Origin of the sequence: Rummeliibacillus sp. G93, from assembly GCF_023515935.1 — a bacterium.
Taxonomy (GTDB): domain Bacteria; phylum Bacillota; class Bacilli; order Bacillales_A; family Planococcaceae; genus Rummeliibacillus; species Rummeliibacillus stabekisii.
The window spans coordinates 1356794-1371797 of sequence record NZ_CP097314.1 but is presented as its reverse complement, the minus strand read 5'-3'; the positions used below and the strand labels follow the sequence as shown (position 1 = coordinate 1371797).

Annotated in this window: 17 protein-coding genes; 3 read left to right on the top strand and 14 right to left on the bottom strand. The window is 36.2% G+C overall.

The genetic code is table 11. The features are described 5' to 3' along the window. Positions 1-98 precede the first annotated feature (98 nt). The 3 genes from M2M59_RS06860 to M2M59_RS06850 form a co-directional block, all read right to left on the bottom strand. Positions 99-1001 (bottom strand): aminoglycoside phosphotransferase family protein, encoded by a 903-nt coding sequence (locus M2M59_RS06860; RefSeq protein ID WP_249775838.1) that lies wholly within the window; start codon positions 999-1001, stop codon positions 99-101. Positions 1002-1056: 55 nt separating this feature from the next. Continuing rightward, a complete protein-coding gene (locus M2M59_RS06855) occupies positions 1057-1938 on the bottom strand; it encodes a GNAT family N-acetyltransferase (protein WP_249775837.1) in 882 nt (293 codons plus the stop codon). Between the two features lie 251 nt (positions 1939-2189). Beyond that, the gene (locus M2M59_RS06850; protein WP_249775836.1) at positions 2190-2828 is read right to left on the bottom strand and encodes an MBL fold metallo-hydrolase; all 639 of its coding nucleotides are present in this window, start codon (positions 2826-2828) and stop codon (positions 2190-2192) included. 187 nt (positions 2829-3015) lie between these two features. Here M2M59_RS06850 and M2M59_RS06845 point away from each other — a divergent pair, with 187 nt between their 5' ends. Next, positions 3016-3195 carry a DUF2759 domain-containing protein gene (locus M2M59_RS06845; protein ID WP_066786576.1) on the top strand — a complete coding sequence of 60 codons (180 nt, stop codon included), beginning with the start codon at positions 3016-3018 and terminating at the stop codon, positions 3193-3195. A 110-nt stretch (positions 3196-3305) separates the two neighbouring features. Here the strand turns inward: M2M59_RS06845 and M2M59_RS06840 are convergent, their stop codons facing one another. From M2M59_RS06840 to rpmG, 4 genes are all read right to left on the bottom strand, one after another. Next, positions 3306-5204: an LTA synthase family protein gene (locus M2M59_RS06840; RefSeq protein ID WP_249775835.1), complete on the bottom strand. Its 1899-nt coding sequence runs from the start codon at positions 5202-5204 to the stop codon at positions 3306-3308. Between the two features lie 235 nt (positions 5205-5439). Beyond that, positions 5440-5640: a YqgQ family protein gene (locus tag M2M59_RS06835; RefSeq protein WP_249775834.1), complete on the bottom strand. Its 201-nt coding sequence runs from the start codon at positions 5638-5640 to the stop codon at positions 5440-5442. A 17-nt stretch (positions 5641-5657) separates the two neighbouring features. Continuing rightward, entirely contained in the window at positions 5658-6227 is a 570-nt protein-coding gene (locus tag M2M59_RS06830) for a 5-formyltetrahydrofolate cyclo-ligase (RefSeq protein WP_147193657.1), read from the bottom strand. Between the two features lie 58 nt (positions 6228-6285). After that, positions 6286-6435, bottom strand: coding sequence for a 50S ribosomal protein L33 (gene rpmG / locus M2M59_RS06825; RefSeq protein WP_066786565.1), 150 nt, complete (start codon positions 6433-6435; stop codon positions 6286-6288). A gap of 162 nt (positions 6436-6597) precedes the next feature. Here rpmG and M2M59_RS06820 point away from each other — a divergent pair, with 162 nt between their 5' ends. Together M2M59_RS06820 and M2M59_RS06815 are read left to right on the top strand one after the other, a co-directional pair. Continuing rightward, positions 6598-6984, top strand: a complete 387-nt coding sequence (locus M2M59_RS06820) for a hypothetical protein (RefSeq protein WP_249775833.1) — start codon at positions 6598-6600, stop codon at positions 6982-6984. Then, entirely contained in the window at positions 6981-7445 is a 465-nt protein-coding gene (locus M2M59_RS06815) for an endolytic transglycosylase MltG (RefSeq protein ID WP_249775832.1), read from the top strand. The genes M2M59_RS06820 and M2M59_RS06815 overlap by 4 nt, the downstream gene beginning before the upstream one ends. Before the next feature lie 71 nt (positions 7446-7516). Here the strand turns inward: M2M59_RS06815 and pstB are convergent, their stop codons facing one another. From pstB to M2M59_RS06780, 7 genes are all read right to left on the bottom strand, one after another. After that, positions 7517-8344, bottom strand: coding sequence for a phosphate ABC transporter ATP-binding protein PstB (pstB, locus tag M2M59_RS06810; RefSeq protein ID WP_249775831.1), 828 nt, complete (start codon positions 8342-8344; stop codon positions 7517-7519). Between the two features lie 13 nt (positions 8345-8357). Next, entirely contained in the window at positions 8358-9236 is an 879-nt protein-coding gene (gene pstA / locus M2M59_RS06805; protein WP_147193664.1) for a phosphate ABC transporter permease PstA, read from the bottom strand. Beyond that, the gene (gene pstC, locus M2M59_RS06800; protein ID WP_249775830.1) at positions 9236-10177 is read right to left on the bottom strand and encodes a phosphate ABC transporter permease subunit PstC; all 942 of its coding nucleotides are present in this window, start codon (positions 10175-10177) and stop codon (positions 9236-9238) included. Before pstC ends, pstA begins: the two co-directional genes overlap by 1 nt. A 23-nt stretch (positions 10178-10200) precedes the next feature. Then, positions 10201-11157 (bottom strand): PstS family phosphate ABC transporter substrate-binding protein, encoded by a 957-nt coding sequence (locus M2M59_RS06795; RefSeq protein WP_147193668.1) that lies wholly within the window; start codon positions 11155-11157, stop codon positions 10201-10203. A 148-nt stretch (positions 11158-11305) separates the two neighbouring features. Beyond that, positions 11306-13483: a peptidoglycan D,D-transpeptidase FtsI family protein gene (locus M2M59_RS06790; RefSeq protein WP_249775829.1), complete on the bottom strand. Its 2178-nt coding sequence runs from the start codon at positions 13481-13483 to the stop codon at positions 11306-11308. Positions 13484-13669: 186 nt separating this feature from the next. Then, the gene (locus M2M59_RS06785) at positions 13670-14278 is read right to left on the bottom strand and encodes a superoxide dismutase (protein WP_147193672.1); all 609 of its coding nucleotides are present in this window, start codon (positions 14276-14278) and stop codon (positions 13670-13672) included. A 130-nt stretch (positions 14279-14408) separates the two neighbouring features. After that, positions 14409-14888: a DUF456 domain-containing protein gene (locus tag M2M59_RS06780; protein ID WP_249775828.1), complete on the bottom strand. Its 480-nt coding sequence runs from the start codon at positions 14886-14888 to the stop codon at positions 14409-14411. Positions 14889-15004 lie beyond the last annotated feature (116 nt).

Here is a 15004-nt window from a genome sequence, read left to right as displayed (position 1 = left end):
AACAGACGATATGTAATAAAGAGCTATTGATATTAGATCTTACTAATATTGATAGCTCTTTTGCTTTTTATAAAAACACTTTTTTACTATTCAGTTATTTATATATAATAATCTTCTAAATACCAGGTTGGAATAGGGTCATCCATTCCGTTGAACCAAGTGAGCACATCTTTTGCTTGGTTTTTCATAATAGTTACTTGGTCTTCTCCGAAGGGGATAGCCCATGGAATGGAAGAAAGCATGTTACTACAAATATAAAAAACCAAGAGTTTGAAAAAGTCTATTGGCGGCCTTCCGTTGAAATAGCCATTAAGCTGTCCTGTTGCAAAGTGAGGACTAATCGTAGCACTCCATACAATTCGGTTAAACTCTTCCCAGGGATCACCATAATCATTGCGATTAAAATCAATAATGCTTAGCTCTCCTTTAGATGAAATTATCATATTTCCTACATGGTAATCACCGTGTTGAAAACATTGAGTCCTTCCTTCTAAAAGATGTTTGTTATTTTGGATATAGGAAATTATCTTTTCCCCACCTTTTATTTTCAGACCACAGTCTTGGTACATTTTTATCTTACTATCAGCTTTACGCGAAAATCGAGCTTTCCACTCCTCTTGGCTTTCCGGCGCTGGTATTCGATGAATCTCCTTCAATATTCGTCCCGCATCCTTACCAAGTCTGTATTGCTCTATTTCCGTCATACTTTTTAACGCGATTTCGGCATCCTCTCCCTCGCACCAATTAAAAAGGGAATATACGCTTTTTCCATCGTTGCATATTCCTATTTTAATTGGATTTGACACGGGAACTTTACATTCTGCGAGGTGTTTCATTGCTTCAAATTCCTTAATCTTCTCGTCATATAGAGAAATTTCTGCAATCCGAAGCAACATTTTTTGATTCAGCTCGTTTTCAACAAAGTATTTTTTGTCGGTAGACCATCCTTTCATTATTGGCTTGATTAGCTTAAACTTCTCCCTCTCTTTTAAAATATGCATAGTTTCACCTCAATTAGCTTTTTTTCTTGAACTATGAATTTTCGTTTTTCTAAAACTATTTATCTTTTTTTAACAAGATCAGATTATGTTCTACTTGAAATCCAATTTTCTTATACATGTGGATCGCATGTTCATTATCTGATCGAACACAAAGAGAGATTTCTTTGATAGAGGGAAACGAAAACAGCCATTGCAACCCTCCTGTTAAAAGAGTTGTACCTATTCCCTTACCGCGGGCATTGGCATCTACACCAAAAAATTCAATACTACCTTCAGAATATGTAGGATTAGCTTCTGCATATAGATAACCTATCAAATTGCCTTCTTCAATTACTCCGAAAACTGCCGCTTCATCATTTAATCCTTGCAATATCTCCTCACCGGATAAATATGAACTTGGAAAAGTTGAATTATGCAGATTAATGAATGCTTCATTGTGAGATGCTGGCAACTTACTAACAGACTGAGTCTTTTTTGCCTTTAAAGTTTGGTTTGTACATGTTAAGATTGTTTGTTTACTAACTGGTTTAAAACCCAAATACTTCCCTGTATCTATTACTAGTCTATTGCGAATGTCAGGAAAAAGTGTAACAGAATCTATTTGATCAGGAATTCTTTTCAGTAGCGCTTCTAGTAATATACTTGAAGTCTCTAATGCATCATTACTCTTTATAAAAGGTCCCCATATATCCACAGTTTTTCTTTCATTATCTGCATCAAAACCGCAAACTCCTATTATATTGTTTTCATCTAAAGCTGATATAAATGCATTCTCTGCAGGCACATCTGTAAAATCTTTCTTCCATGTACTCATGATTTCCTCTGCATTTTTTCCGCAATAACCGATGTGGTTTTCAGGAATACAATTCATTCTTGCAATGAATTCCGCAATACTATTTAATTCTTCACTAGATGATTGACTTAATGTCAAAGTCATAAGCTTACCTCCTCCGTATGAATTATTAATATCTCTATTTGTATTAATTCTATAATCTACTAGTCTTTTCCTTTTAATAACGATTATAAGAAGTATCTTTCATTTAAGAGCTACAGACTAGCCTTTAAAATATAAAAAAGAAACAATATTTAACTTTTGTTAAGCCAAATATTGCTTCTTTTCTTTTTAAAAACTGTAGATATGGTGAATGGTACTTAGTAAACTTTAACATTCATATAATTCGTTAGAACTTAAAAACCATTTAAAAAAGGATTCTGTTCAGTTTCAATATCCACTCGAGTGGGTTCACCATGACCAGGATAAATAATAGTATCTTCATCCAAATTTAATAAATGATCATGGATAGACTTAAGCAATAGTTCTTGATTTCCTCCCTCTAAATCTGTACGACCAATACTACCTTCAAATAAAGTATCTCCTACAATCGCAAACCGATCTTCTGGGAAGTAAAAAGAAATACTGCCAGGCGAATGTCCGGGCGTATGAAAAATATCCATCTTAAAGTCAAAAAGCTCTACGGTTTGCTCCTTATCAATCAAATGGTCAGCAGCATTCACCGTTACATCTGGAATTTCAGCATATCTACCAGAACCGTTGTATGCTGGGTCCTGTAACCAATGAGCCTCTGCTTTATGCAAATATACTGGTATTTCGAAAGCTTGTCTCACAGCCTCTACACCCCCAATATGGTCAAAATGGGCATGTGTTAAGAGTATGGCTTTAGGTTTAAGACCTAAAGATCGTAACTTTCTAACAAATGCTTCTCCGTCTCCTCCTGGATCAATCACCAAACATTCTTTATTATTGTTGCTTACAACATAGCAATTGGCCTGAATGGGGCCAAGCGGAAAAGTTCGTATATTTAACATTTCAATCACCTCTATATCCATGATAAATCATTTCTTGCGAGAACCAAAGCCTTAATCTTTAGAAATTTTTAAGCTTGTTCAAATATCCGTCACTTTTTGTTCTCGACAAAAACTAAAAATAGCTTTACAATAGAGAAGGAATATTGTTTGCGACATTCATTTTCTGATGTCGAAAGGAGTGTCTAACTTGAACTTATTAATGGTTATTTTTGGCCTAGTAGCAATTTTTGGGCTTATTGGCACAATCCAAAGCATTAAAGAAAAAGCTATTCTTGGCATCATCTTTAACTTTGCAGCATTTGCTGTTTTTGGTTGGTTCGTTTTCATGACGATCCTACATCAAGGTTTCCCGCCAAGCCTACATTAATCAACAAACAAAAAAAGGTTGTCCTATTAAAGGACAGCCTTTTTTTGCATCTGCTGACAAAACCATTTTAAAAGCCGCACTGTCATCTTTAGACAGTACGGCTTTTCACACTATTCTTTTTCTTTCTTAACAGTAGCTTTCCCTGTTTTTGAATCATAGAAACGAAGTAAATCGCCATTAATAATCTGATCAGAGTACTCTAGTTTTTTGTTTGCTTGCTCAATATAAGGATCACATTTCTCTGCATCTGTTTTTTCTCCAGTTTTCTTGTCATAGCACACTTCACCTGCATATAACAATTTGTCTGTTACAAATCGGCCATCTCTGAATGTCACAAAGTCTTTGTGATCTTTAGAGAATAAATCTGCACCCAATTGTAAATCGTTAGATGTATCAACACCTAGTAAGTGTAAAACAGTTGGACGAATATCTAATTGACCAGCTACCTCGTGCATTGGTTTACCAATTCCTGAATGAGGAATATGGATAAAGAAAGGCACTTTTTGAAGCTGAGCAGAATCAAACGGTGTAATTGAATCTTTTCCTAAATACTGAGCCATCGCTTTATTATGGTTTTCAGAAATACCATAGTGGTCACCATACATGACAATAACTGAGTTATCATATAGGCCTGATGCTTTCAATTGCTTAAACAATTCTTTAATAGATTCATCCGTATAGCGGACAGTTTGGAAATAACGGTTTACTGTATTGTCACTAGATGTATACGGTTCAATCATTTGATCTTCTTCATCTGAAGTGAATGGATAGTGATTAGACAATGTAAGCATCCGTGTATAGAACGGTTGTGGCATTGTTTTCATAATCTTAACTGATTGATCCATGAATGGAATATCTTTTAAGCCCCAGTTAGCTGAATTGTCATCTGTAACATTGTATGAATCTACATCATAAAAATGTTTAATATTTAAAGCTTGATACATCATATCACGGTTCCAGAAACTTTTATTGTTAGCATGCAGAACAGATGTATAATAACCGTTCCCATTTAATCGTTCTGCCATCGAATTGAACGTATTGCCGCTATTTGTAAAGAAGACTGCGCCACGTCCAGTACCGTATAAGGAGTTTTCAACAATAAATTCTGCATCAGATGTTTTACCAAGCCCAGTTTGATGATAGAAGTTATCGAAGTAGAATGTATCCTTGTCTCTAGATAATTTGTTAAGGAAAGGTGTAATGACTTGGCCATTCACTTTCTTATTGATAACAAAGTTTTGAGTTGATTCAAGAGAAATAATAATCACATTACGTTTTTTAGCTACGCCAAATGTTTTCTTATTATTATCAGCTTGATTTGATTTCACGTAATTTGTTACTTCTGTTAACTCACTACCATCTGCAAGAGCTCGTTGAGCATGTGATTTTGATTGCACAAAAATATCATATAAGTGATAGTTATATGTTCCCATGTTTTTAACTAATAGTTCACGGTCAAAACTACGTGTTAGTAGTTGAGGTCTTTCTGTTTCTGCTAATCCTAAATTTAAGAAAAGCATCGCAAAAGACAAAACAAAGTAAGTTCTGCGCAAGTTTGGTCTTACAACTGTTGCTTCTTTTGCAATTGGCAACAATTTAACTGCTAGTATTAATAAAATAACATCTGTAAAGAAGAAAATATCATACCAGTAGATTGAAGAAGCTGCTGAATTGCCTAAATCTCCGAAGTTATTTGTTTGGAATAGAACCGGCAATGTAATAAAGTCGTTAAAGAAGCGATAGAATGCTACATTACCATATACTACAATGGATAAAATAGCGCTAATTGTAATTAAATATCGATTCCGTACCTTTGCCGTCTTGAAGAACAATGAAATACCATATATAAATAATAAAAATGCAAGCGGGTTAATCAACAATATTAATTCTTGCATAGCATTTTCAATCTTCATATCAAAGCTCGTTTTATATGTGATATAGGTCTTGATCCAAGTAGTGACAATGGCTATCACTAATATCGTATGTTTAGGAAGCTTTTTGAGTTTCATGCTTATTATCCTCCTACTTTCTTTCTTATTCTTTTGTTCACAGTCTGAAAGAAACAAAATATATACTAATCCTTTTTTTACAGGAACGCAACATTTTTGTTACAGAATAATTTCCCATACTGTGTACTACCCATTAATTAACGATTTAAACCCTGAAAAGGTTTCAATTTTATTCACAAAAATTGGATTTAATACCCAACTGTAAAAGGACTTTTATTACAAACGAAAATTAACTTTACCTTTTACTTTCCAGTTTTTTCGTTTCAGTCCTTAAAATATGGCGTGCAGATTGAAAATCTTGCGCTTCGATTAAACCACCTTTATAGAGCTCTACTAAATCTATTTCCATCAGCTGCAAATCGCCAACACGGTTTTTTGTATAAACAAAAGTTCCAAAACGTTTTAAAAGCTGCATAACATCGTATACTGTCTCCAAGGGTTGATTGCCCCCTTTCATTTCTGCTCCACGAGAATTATTTCACGTTCTGTAATAATTTTTCCAATAGATAAATCATAATCATCTCGCGGGATTTTTTCAACCACCTGCAATTGAAATGCTAAAGAAATTGTTGAACCTCTATAATTCGACAAGTATCGGTCATAATAACCACCGCCAAAGCCAAGTCTAAAACCATCTTTATCATATGCAAGCCCCGGCACAATTAAGCATTGAATTTCTTCTTTTTTTACTACTTTTGTGCGATTTGGTATGGGTTCTGAAATCCTGCTGTAACCTATTTCAACTTGATCAAATGATGTAATTTCATAAAATGTCATCTCTCTTGTCTTGGGATGACATTTAGGTACTGCAACTGACCTACCTCTAGCCCATAGCTCCTCAATAAGTGGCCAAGTATCAACTTCGGGAAAATTAGATAAAGTAATCCCGATAACAGACGCATCTTTAATTGCAGATTCATCCAAAAGTTTGCTATGTATAATGGCGGATTTTTCTTTATATGTATCAGCAGCAAGTTGTTTCAATTGCAGTTGCATTGCATTTCGAAGATCTTTTTTATCCATTTCGCCACCCCTTTAAAATTGAAAATGCCAAAACCACTGGAGGTTTTGGCAATGAGCATTATTTTGTTTCACGGTGAAGTGTCATTTTGTGATCACGAGAACAATATTTTTTTAATTCAAGACGTTCTGGATTGTTACGTTTGTTTTTCTTTGAGATGTAGTTACGTTCACCACATTCAGTGCAAGCTAATGTAATATTAACGCGCATTGTTATCCCTCCCACTCTATATAAAGAATAAAACTTTGTGAGCATGATTTATACGACTAACTTATTATATCACAAATTGCAAAAAAATCTACTGTCATTTCTAAATACTTGTCCATATGTTACAATAAATTGAGCAAATTTAAAAAGGTCGAAGGTGAACGAATGAATCTACCTGTACTCTTCATAATTGTAGGAACAGTTGTTTTTATTGCATCTTTTTTTATCGGCAACCACCCCCAAAAATTAGAAAACGAAGTGGAAGAGCTTTCTCTTCAGTTTTATCAAGAAACTAACCAATTAAAGCATCGTATAAAAGCAGTAGAAGAGGAGTTAATGATGGATTCCCCTCTGCTAAAAACTAAAACTATAAAACAGGATCCGCACCCACGCCGTGAGAAAACGAACATAAATAATATCCATCAAATTCTCATTAGCCAAGTACTCGCATTACATCAGCAAGGCTATACAGTGCCCGAAATTAGCCAGCGTTCTTCTCTTACACAGGAACAAGTCCATGCAGTGATCACTTCACGAGGTGGACGTTTATGAGAAAATCAACTCTTCGTTCATTTGGCCTTGGACTTTTCATCGCTGGTAGTGCCATGTTTTTATACGATGAATTCACAGAAAAGCCCAGCAGCGACCGGATTGCAGCTAGCTCTTCTAAAGGAAATATAGTGAAAATACAAAAAGATAAGCTGGTCTCACTACAAAAAGAAGCTGCTGAAGCCAAAGAACAACTGGCAAAAATTCAAACTGATTACAATCAGCTGAAAAATGATTCTGCTGCAAAAAAAATTCATTCCTATACATTAGTTATCAATCGAGGAATGGACAGCGAGGATGTTAGCCAATCTATAAAAAGAGGCGGCATCATTAAAGATGAACGTGCATTTGAACGGTTCATGGCTGATAAAGATGCATCTAAAAATATTCAAATCGGTGACTATAAGCTAACTTCAGATATGTCCAATCAAGAAATATTAAATATCATAACTCGAAAAAAATAAAAAAAGATGCGGATAAGAGCACAGACCTTCTTCCGCATCTTTTTGTTTTCGATTTTTCTGTAAGCAAGCCATTATCCGAATCTCCCAGAAATATAGTCGCCGGTTCTTCTATCAGCAGGAGATGAAAATAACTTATTGGTTTGGCTGCACTCTATCATCTCACCGTGCAAGAAGAAAGCAGTCTGATCTGAAATACGTGCTGCTTGCTGCATATTGTGCGTCACAATAATAATAGAATAGTTCTGTTTTAATGTCTGAATTAATTCCTCTACTTTCAAAGTAGAAATCGGATCAAGCGCAGAAGTCGGTTCATCCATCAGAATCACATCAGGTTCTATCGCAAGACATCTTGCAATGCAAAGCCTTTGCTGCTGTCCTCCTGACAAACCATATGCATGATGTTGCAAGCGGTCTTTAACATCGTCCCAAAGCGCAGCTTTTCTTAGACTATTTTCAACGATTTCGTCTAGCATTTTTTTATTTTTTATTCCATGAATTCTTGGACCGTACGCTACATTTTCATAAATTGATTTAGGAAATGGATTTGGTTTTTGAAATACCATTCCTACTTTCGTTCTCAAGCGTTCTACAGTATATTTTTTGTGTAGAATATTTTCCTCTTTATAAAGGATATCACCTGTAATACGAACATTCGAAGCTAATTCAACCATTCGATTCAAAGTTTTAAGATAAGTTGATTTTCCGCAACCTGAGGGTCCGATGATGGCTGTCACTTCTTTTTCTTTAATGGAAAGATTAATGTCTTTCAGAGCATGCTGTTCTCCGTACCAAACATTCAAATGGTTGGTTTGAAAGATTTCTCTCGGCTTTTCTATTTGTATAATCTTGGAACCTTCTACTTTTCTCTTCTCTGGTTCTCTAACTTGGACATGTAACATTTGCTTACCACCCTTAATAGCGTTTTTGATATTTATAACGGATATAGACAGCTAGTGAATTCAATAGAAGTAAAAATACCATTAGTACAACAATTCCTGCTGCTGCTACCGTTTGAAATTCAGGTTGAGGCCTTTTTGCCCAATCGAATATCTGCATAGGCAGCGCGGTAAATTCACTCAATAAACCAGTTGGCAAAAAATACACAATTACAGGAATACCTAAAATAACAAGTGGTGCCGTTTCACCAACTGCTCTTGAAAGAGCCAGGATGCAACCTGTTGCAATGCCAGGAATGGCTGCTGGTAACACAACATGTAAAATTGTTTTCCATTTGGCAGCTCCCATTCCATAGGAAGCTTCCCTTAGATCACTTGGTACACCTCTGATTGCTTCTTGTGAAGAGACGATAATAACAGGTAGTACGAGTAAACTCATCGTTAATCCTGCTGCTAAAACACTTTTCCCTAGCATTAGTCCCCGTACAAAAACCGTTAAGCCAAGAAGTCCAAATATAATAGAAGGAACTCCTGCTAAATTTGAAATATTAATTACAATAAGATTTGTCAGTTTGGTCTTTGGTGCATATTCCTCTAAGTAGATGGCAGTAGCTACGCCTATAATAAGAGTCACTGGAGCAACCACTAACATTAACAATATTGAACCAACCAAAGCAGCTTTGATACCAGCTTTGGCAGCAAAACGAGAGGAATAATTCCCCAGGAAATCAAGTGATAAATGTCCCGCTCCTTGGCTAATCAGACGAAATAATAATAACGCGAGAACAGCTAAAACAAGTAAGGTCGCTACTAGAAAAATACCTTTTACAAATCGATTTAGGTTTACCCTGCTTTGGATTCTATGCAATATTTCTTTCTGGTTGATGAGGTTCATCAATATCCCTCCCTAAATCGCTTAGATAAAAACTGTGCCGCTATGTTCATTAGGAAAGTAAAGAAGAATAGCGTAAATCCAATTGCATAGATTGAATAATAAATGGTCGTACCGTAACCCGCATCGCCACTTGCTACCTGCACGATATATGCCGTCATCGTTTGAATAGAATCTGTAACTTGCATATCGAACTTAGGTGTTGATCCCCCAGCGAGCGAGACGATCATCGTTTCACCAATAGCTCTAGATACAGCAAGTACAACTGACGAAAGTATGCCAGATAATGCTGCAGGTAATACAACTTTTAAAGCAACTTCAAGCCTTGTAGACCCTAATGCCAAGGCGCCTTCCCTTAGTGAATTGGGAACTTGAGACATGGCATCTTCTGAAAGAGATGCAATCATAGGTAAAATCATTATGCCAATCATAATTCCCGGACTAAGTGCATTAAATATTTTAAGCGATGGTACGATATGTTGGAGTAATGGAGTGACGAATGTGAGTGCAAAGAATCCATAAACAATCGTCGGAATACCCGCTAAAATTTCTAATATCGGTTTAATCACCTGTCGAATTTTGTCGCTAGCATATTCGCTTAAATAGATGGCAATCGCAAGGCCTAGAGGAGCCGCTACAATTATAGCGATTCCCGTGACCTTTAAAGTGCCCATTAATAATGGCCAGATGCCGTATGTAGGATCAGTGCTTGAGAAAGGAAACCATTCCTTTCCAAAAAGATATTCCCAAACACTTACCCTCGTGAAAAATTCACCTGTTTCTACTACCAACGTCAATATGATGCCTATTGTGGTCAGTACAGATACCAATGCCGCTATAAATAAAATCTTAGGCATTAATTTTTCAGTCAAATTTGAGCTTTGATTCTGAGACTGCTCAATCAACTCCTGTACTGTTTTCTCTTCTAGCTTTTTGGTAGCCAATTCAAGCGCTCCTTTTTAAACTCTTATTTTAGATTTTCCAATGCTTCTAAATCTTTTTTATAATCTTCATCTGGCGTTTTTACATAGCCTACTGCCTCAGCCATTTCGCCTGCATTTTCTATTGTGTATTTCATAAAATTGTACATAGATGCATTTTCTTTAACTGATTTATTTTTCACATACACGAACAATGGGCGGGATAGTGGCGTATAGGTACCGGATTTGATAGTTTCGTGTGTAGGTTCAATACCACCGATTTTTACCACTTTCAATTGGTCTTTATTCGCAAGATAATAGGCAAATCCAAAATAGCCAATTCCATTTTTATCGGATTCTACACCCTTGACTAAAACATTATCGTCTTCTGATAATGTTGCATTTTTAACGAGATCTTTTCCTTCTAAAATATCATTTACAAAGTAGTCATATGTTCCAGAATCTGTACCAGGAGAGTAGAATGAAATTTTTTCTTTTGGCCATTTTGGATTGATATCTGACCATTTTTTATTTTTACCGTTTTCTGTCCAGATTTCTTTTAACTGATCTACAGTAAGATCTTCAACCCAATCATTATCTTTATTCACAACTATCGAAATGCCATCATATGCAATCTTCATTTCTGTATAGTCGATTCCTGCTTCTTTTAACTTAGCTGCTTCCTCATCTTTTACTGGTCGAGAAGCATTTGAAAAATCTGTTTCTCCATTTATGAACTTTTCAAACCCTCCACCTGTTCCAGACACACCGACTGATACTTGAGTCTTCGGATGCGATGCTGAATATTCTTCTACGATTCCTTCTAAAATAGGCGCTACAGTAGAAGAACCATCACCCGAAATATTGCTTTCTGCTACTTCATCGGCTTTGGCTGTTTGCTCGGCTTCTGAGGACTTTGATTTTCCGTCTCCTTGACCGCAGGCTCCCAGTAATAGAGCTGATCCAATCATAGTTGCTGCCACTAAGTTTTTTGCTTTTTTCATCCGTATTGCCTCCCGTAGAAAATAGTTATTACTTACACTATCTACTATATCGATAGATTGTTAAGCTAGTATAAAGGGAATGTAATAGAATATTTAGATAATGTAAATGGCATGTAAAAAAAGCACAGCTATAAGCTGTGCTTTTTGTTTACTCATTTTCTGACTCAGTATTTTTCGGTTTTGTAATTTTTTCTTTGGTCGACTGTTTTTGTTTTTTCATATGGTCTTTTTGCAAAGAGAAATACGTTTCGACAGCTTTACGTGCAATAATGTTATTTATATGTGGGTATCTATCTGAAGTCGTAATCCATGGCACCACAACTGCATAGGCAATTTCAGGGTTTTTATATGGAGCAAATCCAATATGCGTTACAGTTAGTGTTTGTGAGCCATACGAAGCCCTTTTAGGACCATAATACACAACTTCGGCTGTACCAGTTTTCCCTGCTGCATCAAAATCGACGCCTGAAAAGTCCGATGCTGCAGAGCCTTGTCTGCCAAAATACACAAGATGCATCCCTTGTTTGACATGGTCTATTTCATATGGTGAATTACGGATTACATTTAGCACTTTTGGTTGGAATTCTTCAACTAAAGGACCTAACTTTTTGCCGTCAACCGAAGGCTCACGGATTTCTTTCGCCAGATGTGGTTGAATTCTCTTACCACCATTAGCAATTGTAGAAACATACTGTGCCAATTGAAGCGGTGTAAATGTATCATATTGGCCAATAACTAAGTCCAACAATTTCCCTGGAATTGTTTCTTGACCTTTAAAGCCTGTAAACTCCCCAGGTAAATCAATTCCAGTATCTACACCAAGGCCGAATTGAGCGAAAGATTTACGAATCTTGCTAAAATCGCTAGCCTTTACCGGTAACCCTGCTCCCGGTACATAATTTACCCCTGCTATTTTCATTGCTGTTTTAAACATATATACGTTTGAAGAACGTTCAAGAGCTTGCAGGTCACTCATCAAAATCGCTCCTCCACGGTTAAAAATAGAAGATTTAGTCGTTTGTCCAATCTTAATTGGTTGGTCTAGCAAATGTTCGCCAGGAGTAATAGCATTTAAAGAATATCCCGTTAATAACGTAGCAGGTTTTACAACTGAACCTACTTCATAAGCAGATGTGAAAGTACCTATCGCATAATCGCTCACTTTTGTTTTGCCATTTTCATCAGTATCAATCTTTTTACCGACCATCGACAGAACTTCTCCGGTATTCGGGTTCATCATTACTAGAAATGCTCTATCCAATAAACTGGATGCTCCTTGAGCTTTAGCACTCAGCAACTGTTCTTCAACTAACTTTTCGAGTTTTTCTTGTAGCTGGCTATCCACAGTAAGTATCAAGTCTTTCCCAGGGGATCCAGGGAAAGTCGTTTTGGTATCGACCACTTGGCCTTTTCCGTTCGTTTCGTTCTTTACAACAGCTTTTTGCCCTTGTAGTAATTCTTCGTATTCTCCCTCGATATAACTTTTACCTACTCGGTCATTCCGGGAGTAATCACGCGCTAGATAATACTCTAACTTGTCTTTAGGAATCCCTTCAGAAGGTGTAGTAGTCGATCCCAGAATACTTAAATCAGAATTTTTCACACGCTTCCAATCTGTAGCGGTGTTTACGTTAGGCAGTTCATTCAAATGCTCAGAGACAATCGCAAATTCCTTATCTGATACATCATCACTTTTGATAATTTGAGGCGAAAGATTGTACCCCGCTACCATTTTGCTATAAATTGCCAGAACTTGTAGGTCACTTTTTGAAAAGCTTTTTAGCTCTGCATTTGTAATACGCTCCCGCACTAAATCATCAATTTTTGCTTGTTTTTGAGAGCCTGTTAGCTTTTCATCTTTATTGATTGCTTTTTGCTCTTGTTTCGAAACTTTTTCATAAGCTTCTTCTTTATGGAGTTTAATCCAAAAATCTTGTTTATCCCGTAGTGCGATTTTGCTTGTATCCATCTTAATTAGTGTTGCGAGTTTTTTAGCTGTTTTTAGCATTTCGTCACTTGTAGTGGTTTGAAGCTTTGTATATGTAATCGCATTTTTCGGTTTATTATCAACCAGTACGCGCCCTTCTCTGTCATAAATCCTGCCGCGAGGCACACTAGTATTGACTGTCACTTCTTCTGTTTTTTCTAGTGTTCTTACATAATCCTCCCCTTTTACAATTTGCATATAGCCTAAACGTAAAATAAGGATGGAGAACAAAATAAAAATAGAGAAAAAGAGTACGTTCATTCGAAAAGAAAGACTAGCTCGTTGCTTTGCCTTGACATTAGTAGAACGCTTTTTGGGATTTTTATTTTTTTGGCGCATCGAATACGGGATCCTCCTTTCCGGTTTCATTCACAACTAGTAGTATATCATTTTTCCTTTGAAAAAACATAAAACTATTAATTGATTGCTAGCCCATTTGATATGTGTTTTTGTCATGCTTATGTAATAAAAAAACACACCTACATAAACGTAGTAGGTGTGTTTTTTGTTCCAATTAGAACAGAATTATTTTGCTGATTTGTATAATTCAGCAACTTTATCCCAGTTTACAACATTCCAGAATGCTGAAATGTAATCAGGACGACGGTTTTGATAATTTAAGTAGTATGCATGTTCCCAAACGTCCAAGCCTAATAATGGTGTTTTACCTTCCATGATTGGAGAGTCTTGGTTAGGAGTAGACATGATTTCTAATTCTCCGTTAGATAATACAAGCCATGCCCAGCCAGAACCAAAACGAGTTTTAGCTGCTGCTGCGAATTTTTCTTTGAACGCATCAAGGCTGCCGAATTTAGCGTCGATTGCTTCTTTTAATTCGCCAGTTGGTTCGCCGCCACCGTTAGCTGATAATAATTGCCAGAATAATGAGTGGTTAGCATGGCCACCACCGTTATTGCGTACTGCTGTACGTACGTCTTCTGGAACTGCATCAAGGTTAGCAATGATTTCTTCTACAGACTTACCTTCGAATTCAGATTTACCGGATAAAGCATCGTTTAATCCTGTAACATAAGTATTGTGGTGCTTGTCATGGTGAATTTCCATTGTTTTTGCGTCAATATGAGGTTCTAATGCATCAAATGCATAAGGTAAATTTGGTAATTCGAATGCCATAATAAAAGTCCTCCCTGAAATTAAGTAATAATTACTACAAATCTAGATTATCAAAAATTAGAGTGTTGTTCAAACATTAGACACTTGTTTTTATAGAATTCAGCCTTTTGACTGAGCCTTCACTCAATACTTATATAACCATCACAAAGATGATAATCATAATGATTTGAATAACCCCTTTTGTAAAAACGGAAGTAAGAAAACCAACAAGTGATCCGATACCTGCTTTAAAAGCAGTTTTTAAAGAAGTCCTCTTAAAAATCAGCTCTGCTAACACAGCACCAATAAATGGACCGATTAATATACCTGCAAATGGGATAACAAATGGGCCTACAAGCAATCCAATGGTACTCCCCCAAATTCCTGCTTCACTTCCGCCAAATCGTTTCACACCAAATGCATTTGCTAATGTATCTGCTCCAAATAATAAAAGAGTAAACAAAACCTCAATCACCCAGAACCACCATGGTAATTCACTAAATGAATGGAACAAGCCATGAATGATGAATCCTAAAAATATAAATAACACCGATGGTATGATTGGGTATACCAAACCAACCATGGCGACAATAAAACTCGCAATAACTAATGTCCATGATATAAATTCCATTTAATTAACTCCCTTCTTAGAAACAATCACCTATACCCTTTGTCCAAAAATCCATGCATTTTCACCAAGCATTGTCGAATCTAAATCGCTTCCATGGTACTATAATTTTGGAGGTA

What these genes read in the sequence shown, in the direction of transcription:
- M2M59_RS06860 (WP_249775838.1), bottom strand. Translation starts at nt 1,001, where the DNA reads ATGCATATTTTAAAAGAGAGGGAGAAGTTTAAGCTAATCAAGCCAATA.
- M2M59_RS06855 (WP_249775837.1), bottom strand. Translation starts at nt 1,938, where the DNA reads ATGACTTTGACATTAAGTCAATCATCTAGTGAAGAATTAAATAGTATT.
- M2M59_RS06850 (WP_249775836.1), bottom strand. Translation starts at nt 2,828, where the DNA reads ATGTTAAATATACGAACTTTTCCGCTTGGCCCCATTCAGGCCAATTGC.
- M2M59_RS06840 (WP_249775835.1), bottom strand. Translation starts at nt 5,204, where the DNA reads ATGAAACTCAAAAAGCTTCCTAAACATACGATATTAGTGATAGCCATT.
- M2M59_RS06830 (WP_147193657.1), bottom strand. Translation starts at nt 6,227, where the DNA reads ATGGATAAAAAAGATCTTCGAAATGCAATGCAACTGCAATTGAAACAA.
- rpmG (WP_066786565.1), bottom strand. Translation starts at nt 6,435, where the DNA reads ATGCGCGTTAATATTACATTAGCTTGCACTGAATGTGGTGAACGTAAC.
- M2M59_RS06820 (WP_249775833.1), top strand. Translation starts at nt 6,598, where the DNA reads ATGAATCTACCTGTACTCTTCATAATTGTAGGAACAGTTGTTTTTATT.
- M2M59_RS06815 (WP_249775832.1), top strand. Translation starts at nt 6,981, where the DNA reads ATGAGAAAATCAACTCTTCGTTCATTTGGCCTTGGACTTTTCATCGCT.
- pstB (WP_249775831.1), bottom strand. Translation starts at nt 8,344, where the DNA reads ATGTTACATGTCCAAGTTAGAGAACCAGAGAAGAGAAAAGTAGAAGGT.
- pstA (WP_147193664.1), bottom strand. Translation starts at nt 9,236, where the DNA reads ATGAACCTCATCAACCAGAAAGAAATATTGCATAGAATCCAAAGCAGG.
- M2M59_RS06795 (WP_147193668.1), bottom strand. Translation starts at nt 11,157, where the DNA reads ATGAAAAAAGCAAAAAACTTAGTGGCAGCAACTATGATTGGATCAGCT.
- M2M59_RS06790 (WP_249775829.1), bottom strand. Translation starts at nt 13,483, where the DNA reads ATGCGCCAAAAAAATAAAAATCCCAAAAAGCGTTCTACTAATGTCAAG.
- M2M59_RS06785 (WP_147193672.1), bottom strand. Translation starts at nt 14,278, where the DNA reads ATGGCATTCGAATTACCAAATTTACCTTATGCATTTGATGCATTAGAA.
- M2M59_RS06780 (WP_249775828.1), bottom strand. Translation starts at nt 14,888, where the DNA reads ATGGAATTTATATCATGGACATTAGTTATTGCGAGTTTTATTGTCGCC.